The organism is Roseateles subflavus (assembly GCF_030285365.1).
GTDB lineage: Bacteria > Pseudomonadota > Gammaproteobacteria > Burkholderiales > Burkholderiaceae_C > Roseateles_B > Roseateles_B subflavus.
On the sequence record NZ_JASVDS010000005.1, the window covers coordinates 326,410 to 344,768 of the forward strand.

The following is an 18,359-nucleotide window of genomic DNA, read 5'->3' on the forward strand; positions in this document are numbered from 1 at the left end:
CTGCATCGTCGACGGGGGGATTCGTTCTGGAGTGCGCGAGGACCGCGCGCGGGCCTGCGGGCGGCAGGGCATCCGGGGGTCGTCACAGGGGGCGCCAGTCTAGAAGCGGGGTCCGCGGCACCGATATGGCGCCGGCGCTCTGTTACAGAACACTTACGCTCACCGACCGCGCGCAGGGGCCGGCGCACGGACGCCGCCCCGTGGTGGTGGCGTCAGCGAAGCCGTCGCTGCAGCGCTCGCAGGCGCGTCTGCCACTGCCGCCGGGTGGCCCGCAGGGCGGCGCCGTCCGCCGCGGGGGCCGCGGGGGCCGCGGGGGCATAGCGCTGCCGGTCCCAGTCCCGCAGCAGGGGGGCCAGCTCCTCGGCGAGGGCCCCGTGGCGGGTCTCCAGCAGGGCGGCCCAGCGGGTGTAGCTCAAGTGCATCGGCGCGTCGACGCCCACGCGGCGCAGGTCCCGCTGCACTCGCAGGCGCTGGCGGGTCCAGGCATCGTGCGGACGGCTCAGCCAGGCGTTCCAGGCCAGGCCCAGCACCAGCACCGCCGCGATCAGCCCCGCCGCGGCCTGGCCGAGCGCTGTCCAGTCCGGGTTCTCGAAGCCCAGCTTCTGCAGCAGGTTGAACTGCTCCTGCCTCGAATAGCCGAGCACCCATTGCTGCCAGCGGTTGTCCAGCGTCTCCCAGACGTTGCGCAGCCGGCGCCAGAGATCGGGGCTCACGGTGCCCAGCACGCTGCCGACCAGGCCGGCAGGCACCTCCAGTGTCTGGCCGAGACGGATGCGGTCCGGGGCCACGGCGGCGGTGGGGTCCACGCGCACCCAACCCTGGCCGTCCTGCCAGTACTCGGCCCAGGCGTGCGCATTGGACTGACGCACCACCCAGAAGCCGTCCTGGGGTTCCGGGTCCGCGCCCTGGTAGCCGGTGACGACGCGGGCGGGCACGCCCAGGGCCCGCATCATCACCACGTAGGCGCTGGCGAAGTGCTCGCAGAAGCCCAGGCGGCGGTCGAACCAGAACTCGTCCACCAGGTGCGGACTCGTCTCGCCATAGCGGCCGGGGGCGAGGGTGTAGGTGAAGGGCTGCTCGTGCAGATGCTTCAGAAGGGCGGCCGAGTAGGCCTCGGGGCGCCGGGCCTCGGGCTCGCCGGCGAGGCCCGGCTGCTGGGCGAGGCGGCGGGCGAAGGCCAGGCTGCGGGGATTGAGGCCGGGCGGCAGCGCCCGGTAGTCCGCGAGTTCCACCGGCGCGAGCTGCTGCGGCAGCGCGGTCTGCCCCGTCCGAGCGACCTGCTGGAAGCGCAGCCGTTCCGTGAGCGGCCGCGGCGCCCGCCAGACGTGCTCACGGTCCAGCTGCACGCGGAACTCGTCCAGGTCCAGGGCATCGCCCGCCTTCCCCGGGGCCTGCTCCAGCATCGGCAGCAGGCGGATGCGCAGCGGCTCCAGGGTCAGCTCGTAGCGCAGCGTCGGGCCGGCGGCGCGCGCCTGGGCCTGCGCCGGCGGCAGAGGCGGCTCGCCCGGGGGCAGGGCGTCGGAGGCTGTCCACCGGCGGCCATCGAAACGGCTCAGGACGGTGCCGCGGAAGTACCACTCGCGAGGAGCGGGCTGGCCCTCGATCACGCGCAGACGCAGGGCCACGCTGTTGTCGTTGGCGATCTCGCTCATGCTGCCGAACTCCAGGCGATCGGACAGCCCGGTGCGGCCGACGTCGTCCGCCGGCAGGCCCCACAACGGCCCGATGCGCGGGAACAGCAGGAACAGCGCGACCATCACCGGCAGCCCCCACAGCGTGACGCGCGCCGCCTGGCGGGCGGCCACGGCGAGGTGCGGCTGGCCGAGCGGCATCTGCGCCAGCACGAGCGCGGTCAGCAGCCCCCAGGTGCAGCCGAGCGTCCACAGCGCGGTCAGCAGGGACTGCGAATAGAGGAAGTGGGTCAGCACCAGGAAGAAGCCGAGGAAGAACACCACGAAGGCGTCCCGCCGCGCGCGCAGCTCCAGGGTCTTGAAGCCCATCAGCAGCACGAGCAGCGTGATGCCGGGCTCCCGGCCCAGCAGCGTCCGGAACTGCAGGGCGATCAGCACCACGGCCACGCCCAGCACCGCCGCGAGCGTCCAGCGGCCGGGCAGCGGGCGACTGCCCGCGGCGAGCCAGGCCCGCCAGCCGAGCAGGCCGGCGCCGAGCGCCAGGCTCCAGGGCGGCAGGTGGTCGGCGTGGGGCAGCAGCGTTGCGGCGATCAGGCCGAGCAGGAAGAAGGTGTCCCGCGCCTCGCGCCCGGGCCGCCGCCAACGGGGATCCTGCCAGGGCCAGGTCTTGCCTGGCGCGGCGCTCATGGCTGCACCTCGTCACCCCGCGCGGCGGCTGCGTCGGGCAAGCCGTGCATCGCGAGGGCGCGCAGGCAGGCCTGCAGGTGGGCGTCACCCCCATCCGGCGTCAGGCGGACGCCGGGCAGGCGCAGGCCATAGCGCAGGCCCTGGGCCTCGGCGATGCGCGCCCAGGCGCAGAGCCGGGACAGGCGGCCTTCCTCGTCCAGCCCGGCGGCGTCCTCCCAGCGCAGCCACAGCTCCTGGCCCTGCGGCGTCTGGCGGTCGCGCACCCACCACTGCGGGGCCGCGTCGCCCTGAGGAAGGGCCTTCTTCCAGTGGATGTCCCGGGGGCGGTCGCCGCGCTGGTAGGGGCGCAGGCCCTGGACCTCATCGCCCCCGCGGCCGCCCTGGGCGGGCAGGGGCAGCCGCAGGCCCTCACCGCTGCCGGTGGGCAGCGGGGGCGGCGCGGGTTCCGCCTTGGGGTGGACCAGCACACGGCTGGCCGGCCGCCAGTAGCTCCAGGCCCGGAACAGGCCGAGGGGGAAGCGGGTCTCGATGCGCAGCGTGGGCATCTCGTGCAGGCCGCGCGGCAGCGCCGGCAGCGCGACCTGGACCTGGGCATGGCCCTGCGCCGGGACGTCGGCCCAGCTCGCGCCGCGCATGGCGTCGGACGGCGTGGACTTGAACGGACGCAGGAACTGCCGCCACTCGCGGCCGTCGGCCGTCAGCGCGATGCCGTAGCGGGCGGATCCTCGGTTGTGCAGGCGCAGCAGCAGCGGGGCCTCGGCGCCGGCCTCGATGGGCGCGGGCGGGCGCAGGTCGAGGTCCAGGCCGCGCAGATTGCCGTGCGTGGCGTGCATCGAGGCCAGGCCGGCGCCGGCCAGCAGGAAGCTCAGCGCGAAGCCGAGGCTCAGCTGCTCGTTGATCGAGGCCACCAGCAGCACGAGCAGCGTGGCGGCGAAGAAGAGCCCGGGCCGCGTGGGGACGATGTAGAGGTTGCGCTGCGTGAGCGCATGGGTGTCGGCGCGCGGGTGGCGGGCGCTCCACCAACGCTGCCAGCGGCTTGCAGGCGAGGCCATGGGCGGTCAGGGCAGGGGCACGGCTTCCAGCATCGCCCGGACCTGCTCGACGGCCCCGCGGCCGCTGCCCGGGCGCGGGCGCAGGCGGTGGGCGATGGTCTGGGCCAGGATGCCCTGCAGGTCGTCCGGCGTGACGTGGTCGCGGCCGCGCATCAGGGCGCGCGCGCGGGCGGCGCGCAGCAGCGCCAGGCCGGCGCGCGGCGAGAGGCCGTCGCTGAACCACTGCCCCGAGCGCGTCGCTTCCAGCAGGGCCTGCAGGTAGTCGAGCAGGGCCGGCGAGGCGTGCACCTGCGGGATCCGCGCCTGGATGGCCAGCAGCTCCTCGGGCTGCATCAGCGCCTGAAGATGGCGGATGGCCTCGCGGCTGTCCTGGCCCAGCAGCATCTCGCGCTCGGCGGCGCGGTCCGGCAGGCCGAGGCTGATGCGCATGAGGAAGCGGTCCAGCTGGGACTCCGGCAGCGGGTGCGTGCCGAGCTGCTCGCTCGGGTTCTGCGTAGCGATCACGAAGAAGGGGCGGGGCAGCGCGTGGGTCTGGCCGTCCGCCGAGACCTGGTGCTCCTCCATGGCCTCCAGCAGCGCGCTCTGCGTCTTGGGGCCGGCGCGGTTGATCTCGTCGGCCAGCAGCACCTGCGCGAAGACGGGGCCGGGATGGAACTGCCAGCCCCCGCGCTCGCGCTCGTAGAGGCTTACGCCGAGGAGGTCGGAAGGCAGGAGGTCCGCCGTGAACTGCACCCGGGAGTAGCGCAGCCCGAGCGACACCGCCAGTGTGTGCGCCAGCGTCGTCTTGCCGACGCCGGGGAGGTCCTCGATGAGCAGATGCCCCCCCGCCATGAGGCAGGTCAGGCAATCCTCGATCTGTAAGGCCTTGCCACGGATGATCGTGCTAATCTGGAGCGACAGGGCCTCGAACCGTCGGGCGATGCTGGCGGGGGAAAGGTCTTGCATAGGCCTCGCACCATAGCGCAAATGCGCGGGGTGCGCTCGGCCCGACAAGAGTTCCTGGAGACCGTGCCCGCGATGTCCACCGCCTTCCTCAGTCACCCCGACTGCCGCCGCCATGACATGGGCGCCGGCCACCCCGAATGCCCGCAACGTCTGGACGCCATCGACGACTGGCTGATCGCCAACGGCCTGGACATCGCGCTGTCGCGCCATGACGCGCCGCTGGCCCAGCTGAAGGACGTCGAGCTGGCCCACACGCACGGCTACGTGGCCGAGATCCGCGACGTGCTGGAGGCCGTGGCCGCCAGCGGCGAGTGCAAGGCCATCGACCCCGACACCATCGCCAATCCCTACACCTGGAGCGCGGCCCTGCGCGCGGCCGGCGCGGCCGTGCGGGCCACCGACCTCGTGCTGGACCGCCAGGCCGAGAACGCCTTCTGCGCGGTGCGCCCGCCCGGCCACCACGCCACGCGCGACCAGAGCATGGGCTTCTGCTTCTTCAACAACGTCGCCATCGCCGCCCGCCATGCGCTGGACGTGCGGGGCCTGGACCGCGTCGCGGTGGTGGACTTCGACGTGCACCACGGCAACGGCACCGAGGACATCCTCGCGGGCGACGACCGTGTGCTGATGGTCGGCATCTTCCAGCACCCGCTCTATCCCTACAGCGGCGCGGTGCCCAAGGGCGAGAACATGGTCAACGTCCCCATCCCGGCCTACACGCGGGGCGGGGAGATCCGCGAGATGATCGAGGCCATGTGGATGCCCGCGCTGGAGCGCTTCCGCCCGCAGATGATCTTCGTCTCGGCCGGCTTCGATGCCCACCGCGAGGACGACCTCGGCCAGCTCGGCCTCGTCGAGGCCGACTACGAGTGGATCACCCTGCGCATCAAGGACATGGCGGCCCGCCACTGCCAGGGCCGCATCGTGTCGGTGCTGGAGGGCGGCTACCATCTGGGGGCCCTGGCGCGCAGCGTGGGAACCCACCTCAGGGTTCTGACAGGCGTCTGATCTTTCCCGGCGCAAGGCGTTCAAGGGCGGCTGCAGGCCGCCCTTTCGGTTTCTGAAGAGAGTGCATGAGTACCCAATCCCTTGATTTCGAAGAGGTCCAGCGCCTGCTGTCCTCCTTCGCCACCCCCTCGGCCCTGTTGGAGCTGACCCTGATGCTGGGCTGCCTCGCGCTGTCCTGGCTCATCGTCTCGCGGCTGAAGCGCTTCGCCCCGGAGCGCCCCGCCTCGGTCCTGTTCGGCAACCACGTGGTCGATGGCGTGCTCTTCCCCGTGCTGGCCCTGGTGGCGGCTTTCGCCGCCCGGCGGACGCTGCCGCTGCTGGGCATCAAGTCCGCCGTGTTCAAGCTGATCATTCCGGTGCTCGTGTCCCTGGTGGTGATCCGCCTGACGGCCCGCGTGCTGCGCGCGGCCATGCCGGAGTCCCGCTGGGTCGGCTTCCTGGAGCGCAGCGTCTCGTGGCTGGCCTGGGGCGGCTCCATCCTGTGGATCACCGGCATCCTGCCGGCCGTGATGGAGGAGCTCGAGAACATCTCCTGGAAGATGGGCTCCACGCAGGTCACGCTGCGCGCCATGATCGAGGGCAGCCTGACCGCCGTCTTCGTGATGGTGCTGGCGCTGTGGCTGTCGGCCGTCATCGAGGGCCGGCTGCTGCGCAATGCGACGACGGACCTCTCGCTGCGCAAGATCGCCGTGAACCTCACGCGGGCCGTGCTGCTCTTCATCGGCCTGCTGGTGGCGCTCAGTGCGGCCGGCATCGACCTCACGGCCCTGGGCGTGCTCGGCGGCGCGCTGGGCGTGGGCATCGGCTTCGGCCTGCAGAAGCTGGCGGCCAACTACGTGTCGGGCTTCGTGATCCTCGCCGAGCGCTCGCTGCGCATCGGGGACATGGTCAAGGTCGACAACTTCGAGGGCCGCATCTCCGACATCAAGACCCGCTACACCGTCATCCGCGCCCTGAACGGCCGCGAGGCCATCGTGCCCAATGAGACGCTGATCACGACGCGCGTCGAGAACTCCTCCCTGGCCGACCCCAAGGTGCTGATCACCACGCTCGTGCAGGTCGACTACGCGGCGGACCTCGACGTCGTGATGCCGGCCCTCGTGGAGGCCGTCTCCGGCGTGCCGCGCGTGCTCCAGGAGCCGGTGCCCACCGTGCAGCTGAGCAACTTCGCCGCCGACGGCCTGGAGCTGACCGTCGTCTTCTGGATCTGCGACCCCGAGAACGGCCAGGGCGGCGTGCGCTCGGAGGTCAATCTCAGCATCCTGCGCACCCTGCGGCGGATGGGGGTGGAGATCCCCTATCCGCAGCGGGTGCTGCATCAGGCGGCCGGGCTTACTTCAGCATCTCCTCCAGCGCGGCCTTGAAGGCGGCGTCGCTGTCGGTCAGCGTGGCGGTGTAGAACGGGGCGGCGCCGGTGGTGCGGCGCAGCTCGTACTTGTAGGCCGTCGTCTGCTGGGTGAAGGTGATGCTCGAGCTGTCGGTGGCGGTGATGGTGCCGGTGCGGCTGTCACCGGCCACGGTCAGCGCCAGCGGGAAGCGCGGGGTCTCCAGGCGGAAGGCCAGCTTGTCGATCTGCACTTCGTGCGTGCGGGTGTCCGGCGTGCCGGTGCGGACCTGCAGCTGGGTGTAGGTGTCCGTGCGGCCGTTGCGGCGCACGCTGGCCTGGCCGCTGGCGTCCAGGCTCAGGTCCCCGTTGCGGACCAGCTTGAACTGCCCGTTCATCACCTGGTTGCCCGACTGCGCCTGGCTCAGGTAGTCCACGTCGGTGAAGGCGAAGTTGCCACCCATCAGGTAGTACACGCCGTTGACCAGGCTGGCGCTGGCGCCGGTGGCGGTGATGGTGCCGCTCTGCACGGTGTAGCTGGCGAAGCGGCAGCCCTGCGCGGTGAAGGTGTAGGAGCTGCCCTGCAGGCCGACGTTGACGCTGCCGCCCAGGGGGCAGGGATAGCTGCCGGTGAGGCCCTGGGTCGCGATCACGGCACTGTAGAGGTAGGCAATCATCGTGTTGACGTCGTCCAGCCGGTCGGCGGCCAGGCCGGTCAGCGCCACGGCGTTCAGGTAGTTGCCTTCGTTGATGGTCGCGGCGATGGGCGTCGGGGTGCTCGGCGTGCCTGCACCGCTGTTGCTGCTACCGCTGCTGCCGCCACCGCCGCCGCAGGCCGCCAGGACCGAGGCGAGGGCCAGTGAGCTGGACAGGAGAACGCGGCGCTTCAGGATTTGCATGATGGTTCGTAGGAAAAGACCAAAGAAAGTCCGCTCCGGGCGGACGGTCGCTCAGGACGACGGTGGCGCAGTGTAGGAGCGATGGCGCGACGGATCGTTGACGGATCCTGCGGGGACGTGGAGCGATGGGCGGTCAGCGAACGACCGTCCACTGCCGCGGCGCCCCTGTCGTCCGGGAGGGCGCGGCCAGCGGCGCGGACCCGCGCCACCGACGCTGGCGACCGCCCATGAAAAACGCGACCCGGAGGTCGCGTTTGCGTGGGGCAGGGGAGGCTCAGTCCCAGTCGCGGGTGCGCATCACCGAGGCCCAGCGGCCCTTCTCGATGGCGTAGACGCTGATGGTGCCGAAGGCCTGCTCGCCGTTGGCGTCGTAGCGCAGGCTGGCGGTCACCGGGCCGTGGAGGTCCAGCTCCTTCATGGCAGCCAGCACCTTGGCGGGCGCGGCGCTGCCGGCGCGGATCATGGCCAGGGTGATGGAGTGCACGGCGTCGTAGGCGTAGTGGGCGCCGTACACGACTTCCTGCTTCGTGGCCGCGGCGAAGCGGGTCTCGAAGCTGCGGCCGGCGCTGAACTCGTAGGGCTCGATCACCGGCGAGGTGGAGTAGACGCCGCGGATGGGCATGTCCATCTTGGGCAGCAGATTGGTCTTGATGGTGTCGCCACCCAGCAGGACCGCATCACGCAGACCGGCCTTGGCCATGCCCTTGATCAGCGCCTCGACCTGGAAGTCGGCCAGCGTGGTGATCACGCCGTCGATCTTGGCGGCCGCCATCTTGGCGATCAGGTCGTCGAAGGTGGTGGTCTTGGCGTCCAGGGAGGCCATCAGCGCCGCTTCCTTGCCCTTCTTCTTGAAGAGGGACTGGACGCCGGCGATCAGGGACTTGCCGTAGGGCGTGCCGTCGTCGACCAGCGCAAAGCGTTCGGCCTTGAGGTTGGCGAGCGCGTAGCTGGCCATGGCCTTGGCCTGCAGGTCGTCGTTGGCGACGAGGCGCAGGGTGGTCGGCAGGCCCAGCTGGCCGTACTTCGGGTTGGTGGAGATGGCCAGCTGCGGAATGCCCGCGGCGGCATACACCGGGGCGGCCTCGATGCTGACGCCCGAGTTCAGGTGGCCGATCACGGCCACGACGCCGGCATCGACCAGTTCCTGGGCGACCTTCTTGCCGGTGGCGGCATCGGACTTGTCATCGCGCGCGACGACTTCCAGCGTGATGTTCTGGTTCTTGACGGAGAAATGAGCGTCGTTGAGCTCCTTCACGGCCAGCTGCACACCCGCGAGCATGTCCTTGCCGAGGGCGGCCAGCGGGCCGCTCAGCGGTTGTGCCACGCCGATCTTGACCGTGTCCGGCAGGCGCGAGCAGGCGCCCAGGAAGGGGGCGAGGCCGCCGGCAATGAGGAGGTTTCTGCGTTGAATCATGGGGGCCTTTCGAAAAAGCTGCGCCATTCTAGAAAGGCTGGCGGCCGCTCGTGGCATGCGGGTGGCAGGAATGCGACTTCCTGTAGCAATTGCTTGAGATTTCCCGGGCCGCAGGCCCATGAAAAAAGGCCATCGCGAGGCGACGGCCTGTCTTGAGGCCCCGAACTTCGATGAAGTTTCGGGGTTTTCCCTGGGTTACGCCACGGTGACGGGGATCTTGCCGATCCGGGCCTTCCATTCCGCCGGGCCGGTCTCGTGCGCGCTGGTGCCGCCGGCATCCACGGCCACCGTCACCGGCATGTCGGTGACGTCGAACTCGTAGATCGCTTCCATGCCCAGGTCCTCGAAGCCGACGACCTTGGCCGCCTTGATGGCCTTGGAGACGAGGTAGGCCGAGCCGCCCACGGCCATCAGGTAGGCCGACTTGTGCTTCTTGATGGCCTCGATGGCGACCGGGCCGCGCTCGGCCTTGCCGATCATGGCGATCAGGCCGGTGTGGGCCAGCATCATCTCGGTGAACTTGTCCATGCGGGTGGCCGTGGTGGGGCCGGCGGGGCCCACGACCTCGTCACGCACCGGGTCGACCGGGCCGACGTAGTAGATGACGCGGTTGGTGAAGTCCACGGGCAGCTTCTCGCCCTTGGCCAGCATGTCCTGGATGCGCTTGTGGGCGGCGTCGCGGCCCGTGAGCATCTTGCCGTTGAGCAGCAGCGTCTGGCCGGGCGTCCAGCTGGCGACCTCGGCGGGCGTCAGCGTGTTGAGGTCCACGCGCTTGCTCTTGTTGTAGTCCGGCGCCCAGTGCACATCGGGCCACAGGTCCAGGCTCGGCGGCTCGATGTAGCTCGGGCCGGAGCCGTCCAGCACGAAGTGGGCGTGGCGGGTGGCCGCGCAGTTGGGGATCATCGCGATGGGCTTGGAGGCCGCGTGCGTGGGGAAGGTCTTGATCTTGACGTCCAGCACGGTCGTCAGGCCGCCCAGGCCCTGCGCGCCGATGCCCAGGGCATTGACCTTCTCGTACAGCTCGATGCGCAGTTCCTCCAGCTTGTTCTGGGGGCCGCGCTGCAGGAGCTCGTACATGTCGATGTCGTCCATCAGGGCTTCCTTGGCCAGCAGCGCGGCCTTCTCGGCCGTGCCGCCGACGCCGATGCCCAGCATGCCCGGCGGGCACCAGCCGGCGCCCATGGTCGGGACGGTCTTGAGCACCCAGTCGACGATGTTGTCGGAGGGGTTGAGCATGTAGACCTTGCTCTTGTTCTCCGAGCCGCCACCCTTGGCCGCGACGATCACGTCCACGGTGTTGCCCGGCACCACCTCCATGAAGACCACCGCCGGCGTGTTGTCCTTGGTGTTCTTGCGCTCGAAGATGGGGTCGGCCAGCACGGAGGCGCGCAGCTTGTTGTCCGGGTGGTTGTAGGCGCGGCGCACGCCTTCGTTGATGGCGTCCTGGATGGAGCCCGGGAAGTCGCCCCAGCGCACGTCCATGCCGATCTTCAGGAAGACGTTGACGATGCCGGTGTCCTGGCAGATCGGGCGCTTGCCTTCGGCGCACATGCGCGAGTTGGTCAGGATCTGCGCGATGGCGTCCTTGGCCGCGGCGCTCTGCTCGCGCTCGTAGGCGCGCGCCAGGTGCTGGATGTAGTCGGCCGGGTGGTAGTAGCTGATGTACTGCAGGGCGGCGGCGACGCTGTCGACGAGGTCGGCGTAGCGGATCGTGACGGTGGAGGAGCTGCTCATGGTTTGAGTCCGTGCGTGGGGAGCTGGCGGGGAATGCGCGACAGAAACTGCGGCATCATGCCGGGGCTGGCTTGCATGGCGCTGAAGCCGGGTGGGCTGCGGCGCCTGACGGGGTGTCAGTGTAACGAAGCCTGGAAAACCCGCAGTCGCCTCGTCAGCAATCATCCGTTCATCGACCCATCCCTCAGGAGGACCCCGTGACACCGGGACTGCGCCGTTTCTTCGCCAGCGAATCCGCGGGCGGCATCGTGCTTGCCATCGCCGCCATGCTGGCGCTCGTCATCAGCAATTCGCCCTGGGCCGGTGCCTACGAGGCCTTCAATGCGCTGCCCGGGGAGGTCCGCATCGGCGGGGACTGGCTGGTGCTGAAGAAGCCGCTGCTGGTCTGGGTCAATGACCTCTGGATGGCGATCTTCTTCTTCCTCGTGGGGCTGGAGATCAAGCGCGAGTTCGTCATCGGCGAGCTCAAGACGCGGGCGCAGGCGGTGCTGCCGGCCGTGGCGGCGCTGGGCGGCATGGTCGTGCCGGCGCTGATCTACGCAGGCTTCAACCACGCCCACCGCGAGGCCCTGAACGGCTGGGCCATCCCGGCCGCCACGGACATCGCCTTCGCGCTGGGCATCGTGATGCTGCTGGGCTCGCGGGTGCCGGCCTCGCTGAAGGTCTTCCTCACCGCCGTGGCCATCATCGACGACCTGGGGGCCATCGTCGTGATCGCGCTGTTCTATACGCAGCAGCTCTCGCTCACCATGCTGGCCGGGGCGGGCGGGGCGCTGTTCGTGCTGTGGCTGCTGAACCAGTGGGGGGTCAAGCGGGCGGACGTCTACGTGCTGGTGGGGCTGGTGATGTGGGTCTGCGTGCTCAAGTCCGGCGTGCATGCCACGCTGGCCGGCGTCGCCACGGCGCTCTTCATCCCGATGGACGACGGCAAGGGCGGCTCGCCGGCCGAGCAGCTGGAGCATGGCCTGCATCCGTGGGTGGCCTTCCTGATCCTGCCGGTCTTCGCCTTCGCCAACGCCGGGGTGAGCCTGGCCGGCATCGGGCTGCAGGACCTGGCGCATCCCATCTCGCTGGGCATCGCGCTCGGGCTGCTGCTGGGCAAGGCGGCGGGCGTGTTCGGCAGCAGCTGGCTGCTGATCCGCCTGGGGCTGGCCGAGCGGCCCAGTGGCGCGAACTGGGGGCAGTTCTTCGGCGTGTGCGTGCTGTGCGGCATCGGCTTCACGATGAGTCTCTTCATCGGCGGCCTGGCCTTCGCGGGCCTGGACGCGAGCTACGAGACGCACGTGAAGCTGGGCGTGCTGGGCGGCAGCCTGCTCTCCGGCGCGCTGGGCGCATGGATCCTGTCGCGGCCGGCGCGCTGAGCGGCCACGGTGCCGGCATGAAAAAGGGGCCCCGCGGGGCCCCTTGCTGCGTCTGCGGCGCTCAGTGCCGCTCGCCCGGATGCGCCCCATGCGCACTGGACAGCAGCTTGTCCGTGTAGGCGATCGCCATGGCGGACAGCAGGAAGGCGATGTGGATCAGCGTCTGCCACATCAGCGTCTTCTCGCTGTAGTTGTCGGCGTTGATGAAGGTCTTGAGCAGGTGGATGGACGAGATCCCGATGATGGCGGTGGCCAGCTTCACCTTGAGCACCGAGGCATTCACATGGCTGAGCCATTCGGGCTGGTCCGGGTGGCCTTCCAGATTCATGCGGGAGACGAAGGTCTCGTAGCCGCCCACGATCACCATGATCAGCAGGTTGGAGATCATCACGACGTCGATCAGACCCAGCACGACCAGCATGATGATGGTCTCGTTGAGCTTGGCGATGGGCTCGTAGCCGATGACGGCGCCGCCGGCATCCTTGATGGCCGCGGCCTTGTAGCCGATGCTCTTCACCAGCGTGATGAGCGCCTCCTGGTGGCCGAAGGCGGCCTCGATCAGGTGCACCAGCTCCGTCCAGAACTGGAAGACGTAGACCGCCTGCGCCAGGATCAGGCCGAGGTACAGCGGCAGCTGCAGCCAGCGGCTGCCGAACATGAGGGCGGGCAGGGGGCCCAGTTTTCGATTCATTTGGGAACTCATTGGTAACTTCCAGGTGGGATCGGCGCCGATTCTAGTGAGACGATCGCGGGCGCATTGTGAATCGAGCGGCCCTGCCGGACCCGCTGCCGGGGAGGGGCGGCGGCAGAATGCCCGAGAACACTTCTATAAGAGTCAGCGCGTCGTCAGTGACGAAACGCACAGTTGGTGCAGCGCAAAAAACAGGATGCGCCTGCATCCGCCAAGGAGATCAGAGCCATGAGCAATCAGCAGGAGACAACGCTGTACTACCCCAACGAGGCGAGCGCGAAGTCGGCGCACGTCGCCGGCATGGCGGCCTACGAGGCCCTGTGCAAGGAAGCCGAGACGGACTACGCCGGCTACTGGGCCCGCCTGGCCCGTGAGCTGATCACCTGGAAGACGCCCTTCACCCGGACCCTGGACGACAGCCAGGCGCCGTTCTTCAAGTGGTTCGAGGACGGCACGCTGAACGTCTCCTACAACTGCCTGGACCGCAACATCGAGCGCGGCCTGGGCGACAAGACCGCCCTGATCTTCGAGGCCGACGACGGCACCGTGACCCGCGTGAGCTACCGCGAGCTGCTGGCCCAGGTCTCGCAGCTGGCCAATGCGCTGAAGGCGCGGGGCGTGAAGAAGGGCGATCGAGTCGTCATCTACATGCCGATGTCGGTGGAGGGCGTGGCCGCCATGCAGGCCTGCGCGCGCATCGGCGCCACGCACTCGGTGGTGTTCGGCGGCTTCTCGGCGCAGTCCCTGCGCGACCGCGTCCAGGACGCCGGCGCCGTCTTGCTGATCACCGCCGATGAGCAGGTCCGCGGCGGCAAGCACCTGCCGCTGAAGTCCATTGTCGACGAGGCCCTGGCGGATCAGAGCTGCCCCACGCTGAAGGACGTGATCGTCTACAAGCGCACCGGCGGCGCCATCGGCTGGACGGCCGGGCGCGACCAGTGGCTGCACGAGGTGCTGGACGGCCAGTCCACGCAGTGCGAGCCCGAGTGGGTCGGCGCCGAGCACCCGCTCTTCCTGCTCTACACCTCCGGCTCCACCGGCAAGCCCAAGGGCGTACAGCACAGCAGCGGCGGCTACCTGCTGCATGCCGCGCTGACCACCAAGTGGACCTTCGACCTCAAGCCGGACGACATCTTCTGGTGCACGGCCGACATCGGCTGGGTCACCGGCCACACGTACATCACCTACGGCCCGTTGGCGCTGGGCGGCACGGAGATCGTCTTCGAGGGCGTGCCCACCTTCCCGGACGCCGGCCGCTTCTGGCAGATGATCCAGAAGCACAAGGTCAGCATCTTCTACACGGCGCCGACGGCCATCCGCTCGCTCATCAAGGCGGCCGAGACCAACGAGGCCGTGCACCCGAAGCAGTACGACCTCAGCAGCCTGCGCCTGCTGGGCTCGGTGGGCGAGCCCATCAACCCGGCCGCCTGGGAGTGGTACCACCAGCATGTGGGCGGCGGCCGCTGCCCCATCGTGGACACCTTCTGGCAGACCGAGACCGGCGGCCACATGATCACCCCGCTGCCGGGCGTCACGCCGCTGGTGCCGGGCTCCTGCACCTTGCCGTTCCCGGGCATCCAGGCCGCCATCGTCGACGAGCTCGGCAATGACGTGCCCAACGGCCAGGGCGGCATCCTGGTCGTCAAGAAGCCGTGGCCTTCGATGATCCGCACCATCTGGGGCGACGCCGACCGCTTCGTGAAGAGCTACTACCCGCAGGAGCTCAAGGGCTACTACCTGGCGGGCGATGGCGCCATCCGCGATGCCAAGACCGGCTACTTCACCATCACCGGCCGCATCGACGACGTGCTGAACGTCTCGGGCCACCGCATGGGCACGATGGAGATCGAGTCCGCGCTGGTGAGTTGCACCGAGCTCGTGGCTGAAGCCGCGGTGGTGGGGCGTCCGGACGACACGACCGGCGAGGCCATCTGCGCCTTCGTGGTCCTGAAGCGTCCCCGCCCGACCGGCGAGGAGGCCAAGAAGATCGCCAATGAGCTGCGCAACTGGGTGGCCAAGGAGATCGGCCCGATCGCCAAGCCCAAGGACATCCGCTTCGGCGACAACCTGCCCAAGACCCGTTCCGGCAAGATCATGCGCCGCCTGCTGCGCTCCGTCGCCAAGGGCGAGGCGGTCACGCAGGACACCAGCACGCTGGAGAACCCGGCCATCCTGGATCAGCTGGCGCAGACCAACTGAGTGCCGCGCGGCGGCATCCTCAAGGCCCGCGATTGCGGGCCTTTTTTATGGGCAGGTGATGGAGGGGTGCTGGGTGCTGGGTGCTGGGGGGGCGGGTGCGGGGAGTGATGCGAAGGTTGGCGCGGCCCGGCCTCAGCCCCGCCCGCGCCCGGGCTTCGTGTGGGGCGGCCGGCCCGGCGGACCGGCTCCCCTGCGGTGCGCGGGGTGCGGCGCGGGCGCGTCACTCACTCCATTCGCTGCGCTCATTGCGCTCGGACTACGCGCCCAGTCAGATGACAAAGCGCGCTGCGCGCGCGCTCCACACCCCTGCGCGCCTCGGTACCCCACCAGGCGCCCGGGCGCGGGCGGGGCTGAGGCCGGGCGAGGCAGCGAGCATGGCGTCGAACCGTCTCAGCGATGAAGGAATGCACCCGCTGCACCGCAGCCACGTCCTCTCGAACAACGATCTCTGGCCTGCCAGTTCCCCACCAGGCGCGCCTCCGCACCTGAGACTGCAAAGGACACTGGGCCCTGTACCGATCCACAACGTCCGCGCCCGCGAAAAGAAAAGGCCCGCTGTACGGCAGCCGGGCCCTCTCCGAGAGCGTTTTCTGACCTGGCAGTCTCCCACCAGGCGCGTCTTCGCACCTGAGACTGCAAAAGACATTGGGCCCTGCACCGATCCCCATAACCCGCGCCCACAAAAAGAAAAGGCCCGCTGCGCAGCAGCCGGGCCTTTTCGCTCAGCACGCGGCTCGCAGATCCGGCTTTGCCGGGCTGCCGAGCCGGCCCCCTGGGGGGCGCGCGCAGCGCGTAGGGGGGGACCTTACTTGACGGTCAGGACCCACTTCGCCAGCGTCTCGGCCTCGGCGGGCGTCACGGCATTGGCGGGCATGGGCACGGGGCCCCACACGCCGGAGCCGCCCTTGATGATCTTCTCGGACAGCTTCTTCACGGCATCCTTGTCCTTGGCGTACTTGGCAGCCACGTCCTTGTAGGCCGGGCCGACGAGCTTCTTGTCCAGGGCGTGGCAGGTCATGCAGTTCTTCTTCTGCGCCAGCTCCTGGTTGGCAAAGGCGGGGGCAGCGAAGACGGCGGCCAGGGCGGCGACGGCGATCAGCGTGGACTTCATGGGTTCCTCTCGAAACAAGCGTCAGGGATGGGGGCATGGTCCTGGGCTCAAACTGCTCTACAGTGAGAGGCAGAACCGGCGCGGCCCATTCTACGGGCCGCGGTCCCACGCGGCAGGTGAGCCCTTCTTGCGTGGGGTCAAAGACAAAGAAAGGAATCCATCCATGTGGCTTGTGGGACTGGGCTTGATATTGGCGCTCCTGAAGCTGGGCGACATCGGCTTCGTGGCCGGCTGGAGCTGGGTCGTGGTGCTCAGCCCCTTCGCCTTGGCAGTGGTGTGGTGGATCTGGGCGGACGGCTCGGGCTACACGCAGCGCCGCGCCATGGACCGCCTCGAGGACCGCCAGCGCAAGCGGCGCCAGCGCACCATGGAAGCCCTCGGACGCGACAAGCCGGGCCAGCGACACTGAGTCGCCGCCGCGGCGCATGCCCATGAAAAAAGCCCTGACGGCGTCGGCCGGCAGGGCTTTTGCACGTCGGGGCCGCCGGGCCCCGCACCGCAGGGATCAGTCGAACTTGTCGAGCACGGCGCCGGCACTGGCGCTGGAGGCGTTGCGGGCGAACTTGGCCAGCACGCCACGGGTGTAGCGCGGTGCGGGCTGCGTCCAGGCTGCGCGGCGGCGGGCCAGCTCGTCGTCGTCCACATGCAGCTGCAGCAGCAGCTGGTGGGCGTCGATGGTGATGCGGTCGCCTTCGTGCACGAGCGCGATCGTGCCGCCTTCGTAGGCCTCGGGCGCCACATGGCCGACCACCATGCCCCAGGTACCGCCCGAGAAGCGGCCGTCGGTGATGAGGCCCACGCTCTCGCCCAGGCCCTGGCCGATCAGTGCGCCGGTGGGCGCCAGCATCTCGGGCATGCCGGGGCCGCCCTTGGGGCCGAGGTAGCGCAGCACCATGACGTCGCCCGCCTTGATCTGGCCGGCCATGATGGCGGCCAACGCGGACTGCTCGTCGTCAAACACCCGGGCCGGGCCGGTGATGACGGGGTTCTTCAGGCCGGTGATCTTGGCCACGGCCCCTTCGGGCGAGAGATTGCCCTTGAGGATGGCCAGGTGGCCCTCGGCGTACAGCGGGTCTCGCACGGGGCGGATGACGTCCTGGTCGGGCGAGAGCTCCGGCACGTCGGCCAGGTTCTCGGCCACGGTCTTGCCGGTGATGGTCATGGCATCGCCGTGGATCATGCCGTGCTTGAGCAGCTCCTTCATCACCGCGGGGATGCCGCCGGCGCGGTGCAGGTCGATGGCGAGGTACTGGCCGCTGGGTTTGAGATTGCACAGCACGGGCACCTTCTTGCGCATGCGCTCGAAGTCGTCGATCGTCCACGCCACCTCGGCGGCGTGGGCGATGGCCAGGTAGTGCAGCACGGCGTTGGTCGAGCCGCCGGTGGCCAGGATCACGGCGACGGCGTTCTCGATGGCCTTCTTCGTGACGATGTCCCGCGGCTTGAGGTCCTTCTTGACGGCCTCGACCATCACCGCCGCCGCCTTCTTCACGCTCTCCACGACCTCCTCTTCCACGTTGGCCATGGTGGAGGAGTAGGGCAGGCTCATGCCCAGCGCCTCGAAGGAGGAGCTCATGGTGTTGGCGGTGTACATGCCACCGCAGGAGCCGCTGCCGGGGATGGCGCGCTTCTCGATCTCGCAGAAGTCCCGCTCGTCCATCTTGCCGGCGGAGAACTGCCCCACGGCCTCGAAGACGCTGACGATGTTGAGGTCCTGGCCCTTGTACTTGCCCGGCAGGATGGTGCCGCCATAGACGTACAGCGAGGGCACGTTGGCGCGCAGCATGCCCATCATGCCGCCGGGCATGTTCTTGTCGCAGCCACCGATGACGATGACGCCGTCCATCCACTGGCCGCCCACGCAGGTCTCGACGCAGTCGGAGATGACCTCGCGCGAGACGAGGCTGTACTTCATGCCCTCGGTGCCCATGGCCATGCCGTCGCTGATGGTGGGCGTGCCGAAGATCTGCGGGTTGGCGCCGGCGGCCTTGAGGCCCTCGACGGCGGCGTCGGCCAGGCGCTGCAGGCCGCTGTTGCACGGCGTGATCGTGGAGTGCCCGTTGGCCACGCCGATCATGGGCTTGCCGAAGTCCTCCTCCTTGTAGCCCAGGCCGTAGTACATGGAGCGGTTGGGCGCGCGGGCCACGCCCTCGGTGATGTTCTTGGAGCGGCGGTTGTAGCTCATGGGGTCTCCGTCAGGGATGGGCGCGGTCGCGCCGGAAGCTGCCGGCAGTATGCGCAGGAGGGGATATCGTGTCCAATATATATCCCGCCATGATTTGATTCATGGCATGTATCACAGG

At 69.4% G+C, this 18,359-nt stretch carries 14 protein-coding genes; 5 read left to right on the forward strand and 9 right to left on the reverse strand.

Translation table 11 applies throughout. The annotated features are described in order from the left end of the window. Positions 1-212: 212 nt before the first annotated feature. Genes QRD43_RS18290 through QRD43_RS18300 form a run of 3 tightly spaced genes read right to left on the reverse strand, consistent with a single transcriptional unit; the run spans position 213 to position 4,315 of the window. Positions 213-2,318 carry a transglutaminase TgpA family protein gene (locus tag QRD43_RS18290; RefSeq protein ID WP_285983938.1) on the reverse strand — a complete coding sequence of 702 codons (2,106 nt, stop codon included), beginning with the start codon at positions 2,316-2,318 and terminating at the stop codon, positions 213-215. Further along, complete coding sequence (locus QRD43_RS18295) at positions 2,315-3,370, reverse strand: DUF58 domain-containing protein (protein ID WP_285983939.1); 1,056 nt, start codon at positions 3,368-3,370, stop codon at positions 2,315-2,317. Before QRD43_RS18295 ends, QRD43_RS18290 begins: the two co-directional genes overlap by 4 nt. A 6-nt stretch (positions 3,371-3,376) precedes the next feature. Next, the gene (locus QRD43_RS18300; RefSeq protein ID WP_285983940.1) at positions 3,377-4,315 is read right to left on the reverse strand and encodes an AAA family ATPase; all 939 of its coding nucleotides are present in this window, start codon (positions 4,313-4,315) and stop codon (positions 3,377-3,379) included. A gap of 72 nt (positions 4,316-4,387) precedes the next feature. On the opposite strand from QRD43_RS18300, the gene QRD43_RS18305 reads away from it, so the two are divergent. Next, positions 4,388-5,323 (forward strand): histone deacetylase family protein, encoded by a 936-nt coding sequence (locus QRD43_RS18305; protein WP_285983941.1) that lies wholly within the window; start codon positions 4,388-4,390, stop codon positions 5,321-5,323. A 65-nt stretch (positions 5,324-5,388) separates the two neighbouring features. Beyond that, the gene (locus QRD43_RS18310; protein ID WP_285983942.1) at positions 5,389-6,687 is read left to right on the forward strand and encodes a mechanosensitive ion channel family protein; all 1,299 of its coding nucleotides are present in this window, start codon (positions 5,389-5,391) and stop codon (positions 6,685-6,687) included. Here QRD43_RS18310 and QRD43_RS18315 read toward each other — a convergent pair. The 3 genes from QRD43_RS18315 to QRD43_RS18325 all read right to left on the reverse strand — a co-directional run bounded on the left by QRD43_RS18315 (position 6,656) and on the right by QRD43_RS18325 (position 10,694). Next, positions 6,656-7,546: a hypothetical protein gene (locus QRD43_RS18315; protein WP_285983943.1), complete on the reverse strand. Its 891-nt coding sequence runs from the start codon at positions 7,544-7,546 to the stop codon at positions 6,656-6,658. The genes QRD43_RS18310 and QRD43_RS18315 overlap by 32 nt on opposite strands. 274 nt (positions 7,547-7,820) lie before the next feature. After that, a complete protein-coding gene (locus tag QRD43_RS18320) occupies positions 7,821-8,960 on the reverse strand; it encodes a branched-chain amino acid ABC transporter substrate-binding protein (RefSeq protein ID WP_285983944.1) in 1,140 nt (379 codons plus the stop codon). A gap of 195 nt (positions 8,961-9,155) precedes the next feature. Next, positions 9,156-10,694, reverse strand: coding sequence for a fumarate hydratase (locus QRD43_RS18325; RefSeq protein ID WP_285983945.1), 1,539 nt, complete (start codon positions 10,692-10,694; stop codon positions 9,156-9,158). Positions 10,695-10,891: 197 nt separating this feature from the next. Between QRD43_RS18325 and nhaA the strand changes: the two genes are divergently transcribed. Next, on the forward strand, positions 10,892-12,055 hold the full coding sequence (gene nhaA, locus QRD43_RS18330; protein WP_285983946.1) for a Na+/H+ antiporter NhaA: 1,164 nt from the start codon (positions 10,892-10,894) through the stop codon (positions 12,053-12,055). Positions 12,056-12,116: 61 nt separating this feature from the next. Here the strand turns inward: nhaA and QRD43_RS18335 are convergent, their stop codons facing one another. Then, positions 12,117-12,746 carry a TIGR00645 family protein gene (locus QRD43_RS18335; protein ID WP_434063907.1) on the reverse strand — a complete coding sequence of 210 codons (630 nt, stop codon included), beginning with the start codon at positions 12,744-12,746 and terminating at the stop codon, positions 12,117-12,119. Between the two features lie 228 nt (positions 12,747-12,974). Between QRD43_RS18335 and acs the strand changes: the two genes are divergently transcribed. Further along, positions 12,975-14,945, forward strand: a complete 1,971-nt coding sequence (acs, locus tag QRD43_RS18340) for an acetate--CoA ligase (RefSeq protein ID WP_285983948.1) — start codon at positions 12,975-12,977, stop codon at positions 14,943-14,945. A gap of 805 nt (positions 14,946-15,750) precedes the next feature. Here acs and QRD43_RS18345 read toward each other — a convergent pair. Continuing rightward, positions 15,751-16,056, reverse strand: coding sequence for a c-type cytochrome (locus QRD43_RS18345; protein WP_285983949.1), 306 nt, complete (start codon positions 16,054-16,056; stop codon positions 15,751-15,753). Between the two features lie 163 nt (positions 16,057-16,219). On the opposite strand from QRD43_RS18345, the gene QRD43_RS18350 reads away from it, so the two are divergent. Continuing rightward, positions 16,220-16,465 (forward strand): TIGR04438 family Trp-rich protein, encoded by a 246-nt coding sequence (locus tag QRD43_RS18350; RefSeq protein ID WP_285983950.1) that lies wholly within the window; start codon positions 16,220-16,222, stop codon positions 16,463-16,465. Between the two features lie 96 nt (positions 16,466-16,561). Here QRD43_RS18350 and ilvD read toward each other — a convergent pair whose 3' ends face one another. Continuing rightward, positions 16,562-18,241, reverse strand: coding sequence for a dihydroxy-acid dehydratase (gene ilvD, locus QRD43_RS18355; RefSeq protein ID WP_285983951.1), 1,680 nt, complete (start codon positions 18,239-18,241; stop codon positions 16,562-16,564). Between the last annotated feature and the right edge of the window lie 118 nt (positions 18,242-18,359).

What these genes read in the sequence shown, in the direction of transcription:
- QRD43_RS18345 (WP_285983949.1), bottom strand. Translation starts at nt 16,056, where the DNA reads ATGAAGTCCACGCTGATCGCCGTCGCCGCCCTGGCCGCCGTCTTCGCT.
- QRD43_RS18295 (WP_285983939.1), bottom strand. Translation starts at nt 3,370, where the DNA reads ATGGCCTCGCCTGCAAGCCGCTGGCAGCGTTGGTGGAGCGCCCGCCAC.
- QRD43_RS18325 (WP_285983945.1), bottom strand. Translation starts at nt 10,694, where the DNA reads ATGAGCAGCTCCTCCACCGTCACGATCCGCTACGCCGACCTCGTCGAC.
- acs (WP_285983948.1), top strand. Translation starts at nt 12,975, where the DNA reads ATGAGCAATCAGCAGGAGACAACGCTGTACTACCCCAACGAGGCGAGC.
- QRD43_RS18290 (WP_285983938.1), bottom strand. Translation starts at nt 2,318, where the DNA reads ATGAGCGCCGCGCCAGGCAAGACCTGGCCCTGGCAGGATCCCCGTTGG.
- QRD43_RS18310 (WP_285983942.1), top strand. Translation starts at nt 5,389, where the DNA reads ATGAGTACCCAATCCCTTGATTTCGAAGAGGTCCAGCGCCTGCTGTCC.
- QRD43_RS18335 (WP_434063907.1), bottom strand. Translation starts at nt 12,746, where the DNA reads ATGAATCGAAAACTGGGCCCCCTGCCCGCCCTCATGTTCGGCAGCCGC.
- ilvD (WP_285983951.1), bottom strand. Translation starts at nt 18,241, where the DNA reads ATGAGCTACAACCGCCGCTCCAAGAACATCACCGAGGGCGTGGCCCGC.
- QRD43_RS18320 (WP_285983944.1), bottom strand. Translation starts at nt 8,960, where the DNA reads ATGATTCAACGCAGAAACCTCCTCATTGCCGGCGGCCTCGCCCCCTTC.
- QRD43_RS18305 (WP_285983941.1), top strand. Translation starts at nt 4,388, where the DNA reads ATGTCCACCGCCTTCCTCAGTCACCCCGACTGCCGCCGCCATGACATG.
- QRD43_RS18350 (WP_285983950.1), top strand. Translation starts at nt 16,220, where the DNA reads ATGTGGCTTGTGGGACTGGGCTTGATATTGGCGCTCCTGAAGCTGGGC.
- QRD43_RS18300 (WP_285983940.1), bottom strand. Translation starts at nt 4,315, where the DNA reads ATGCAAGACCTTTCCCCCGCCAGCATCGCCCGACGGTTCGAGGCCCTG.
- QRD43_RS18315 (WP_285983943.1), bottom strand. Translation starts at nt 7,546, where the DNA reads ATGCAAATCCTGAAGCGCCGCGTTCTCCTGTCCAGCTCACTGGCCCTC.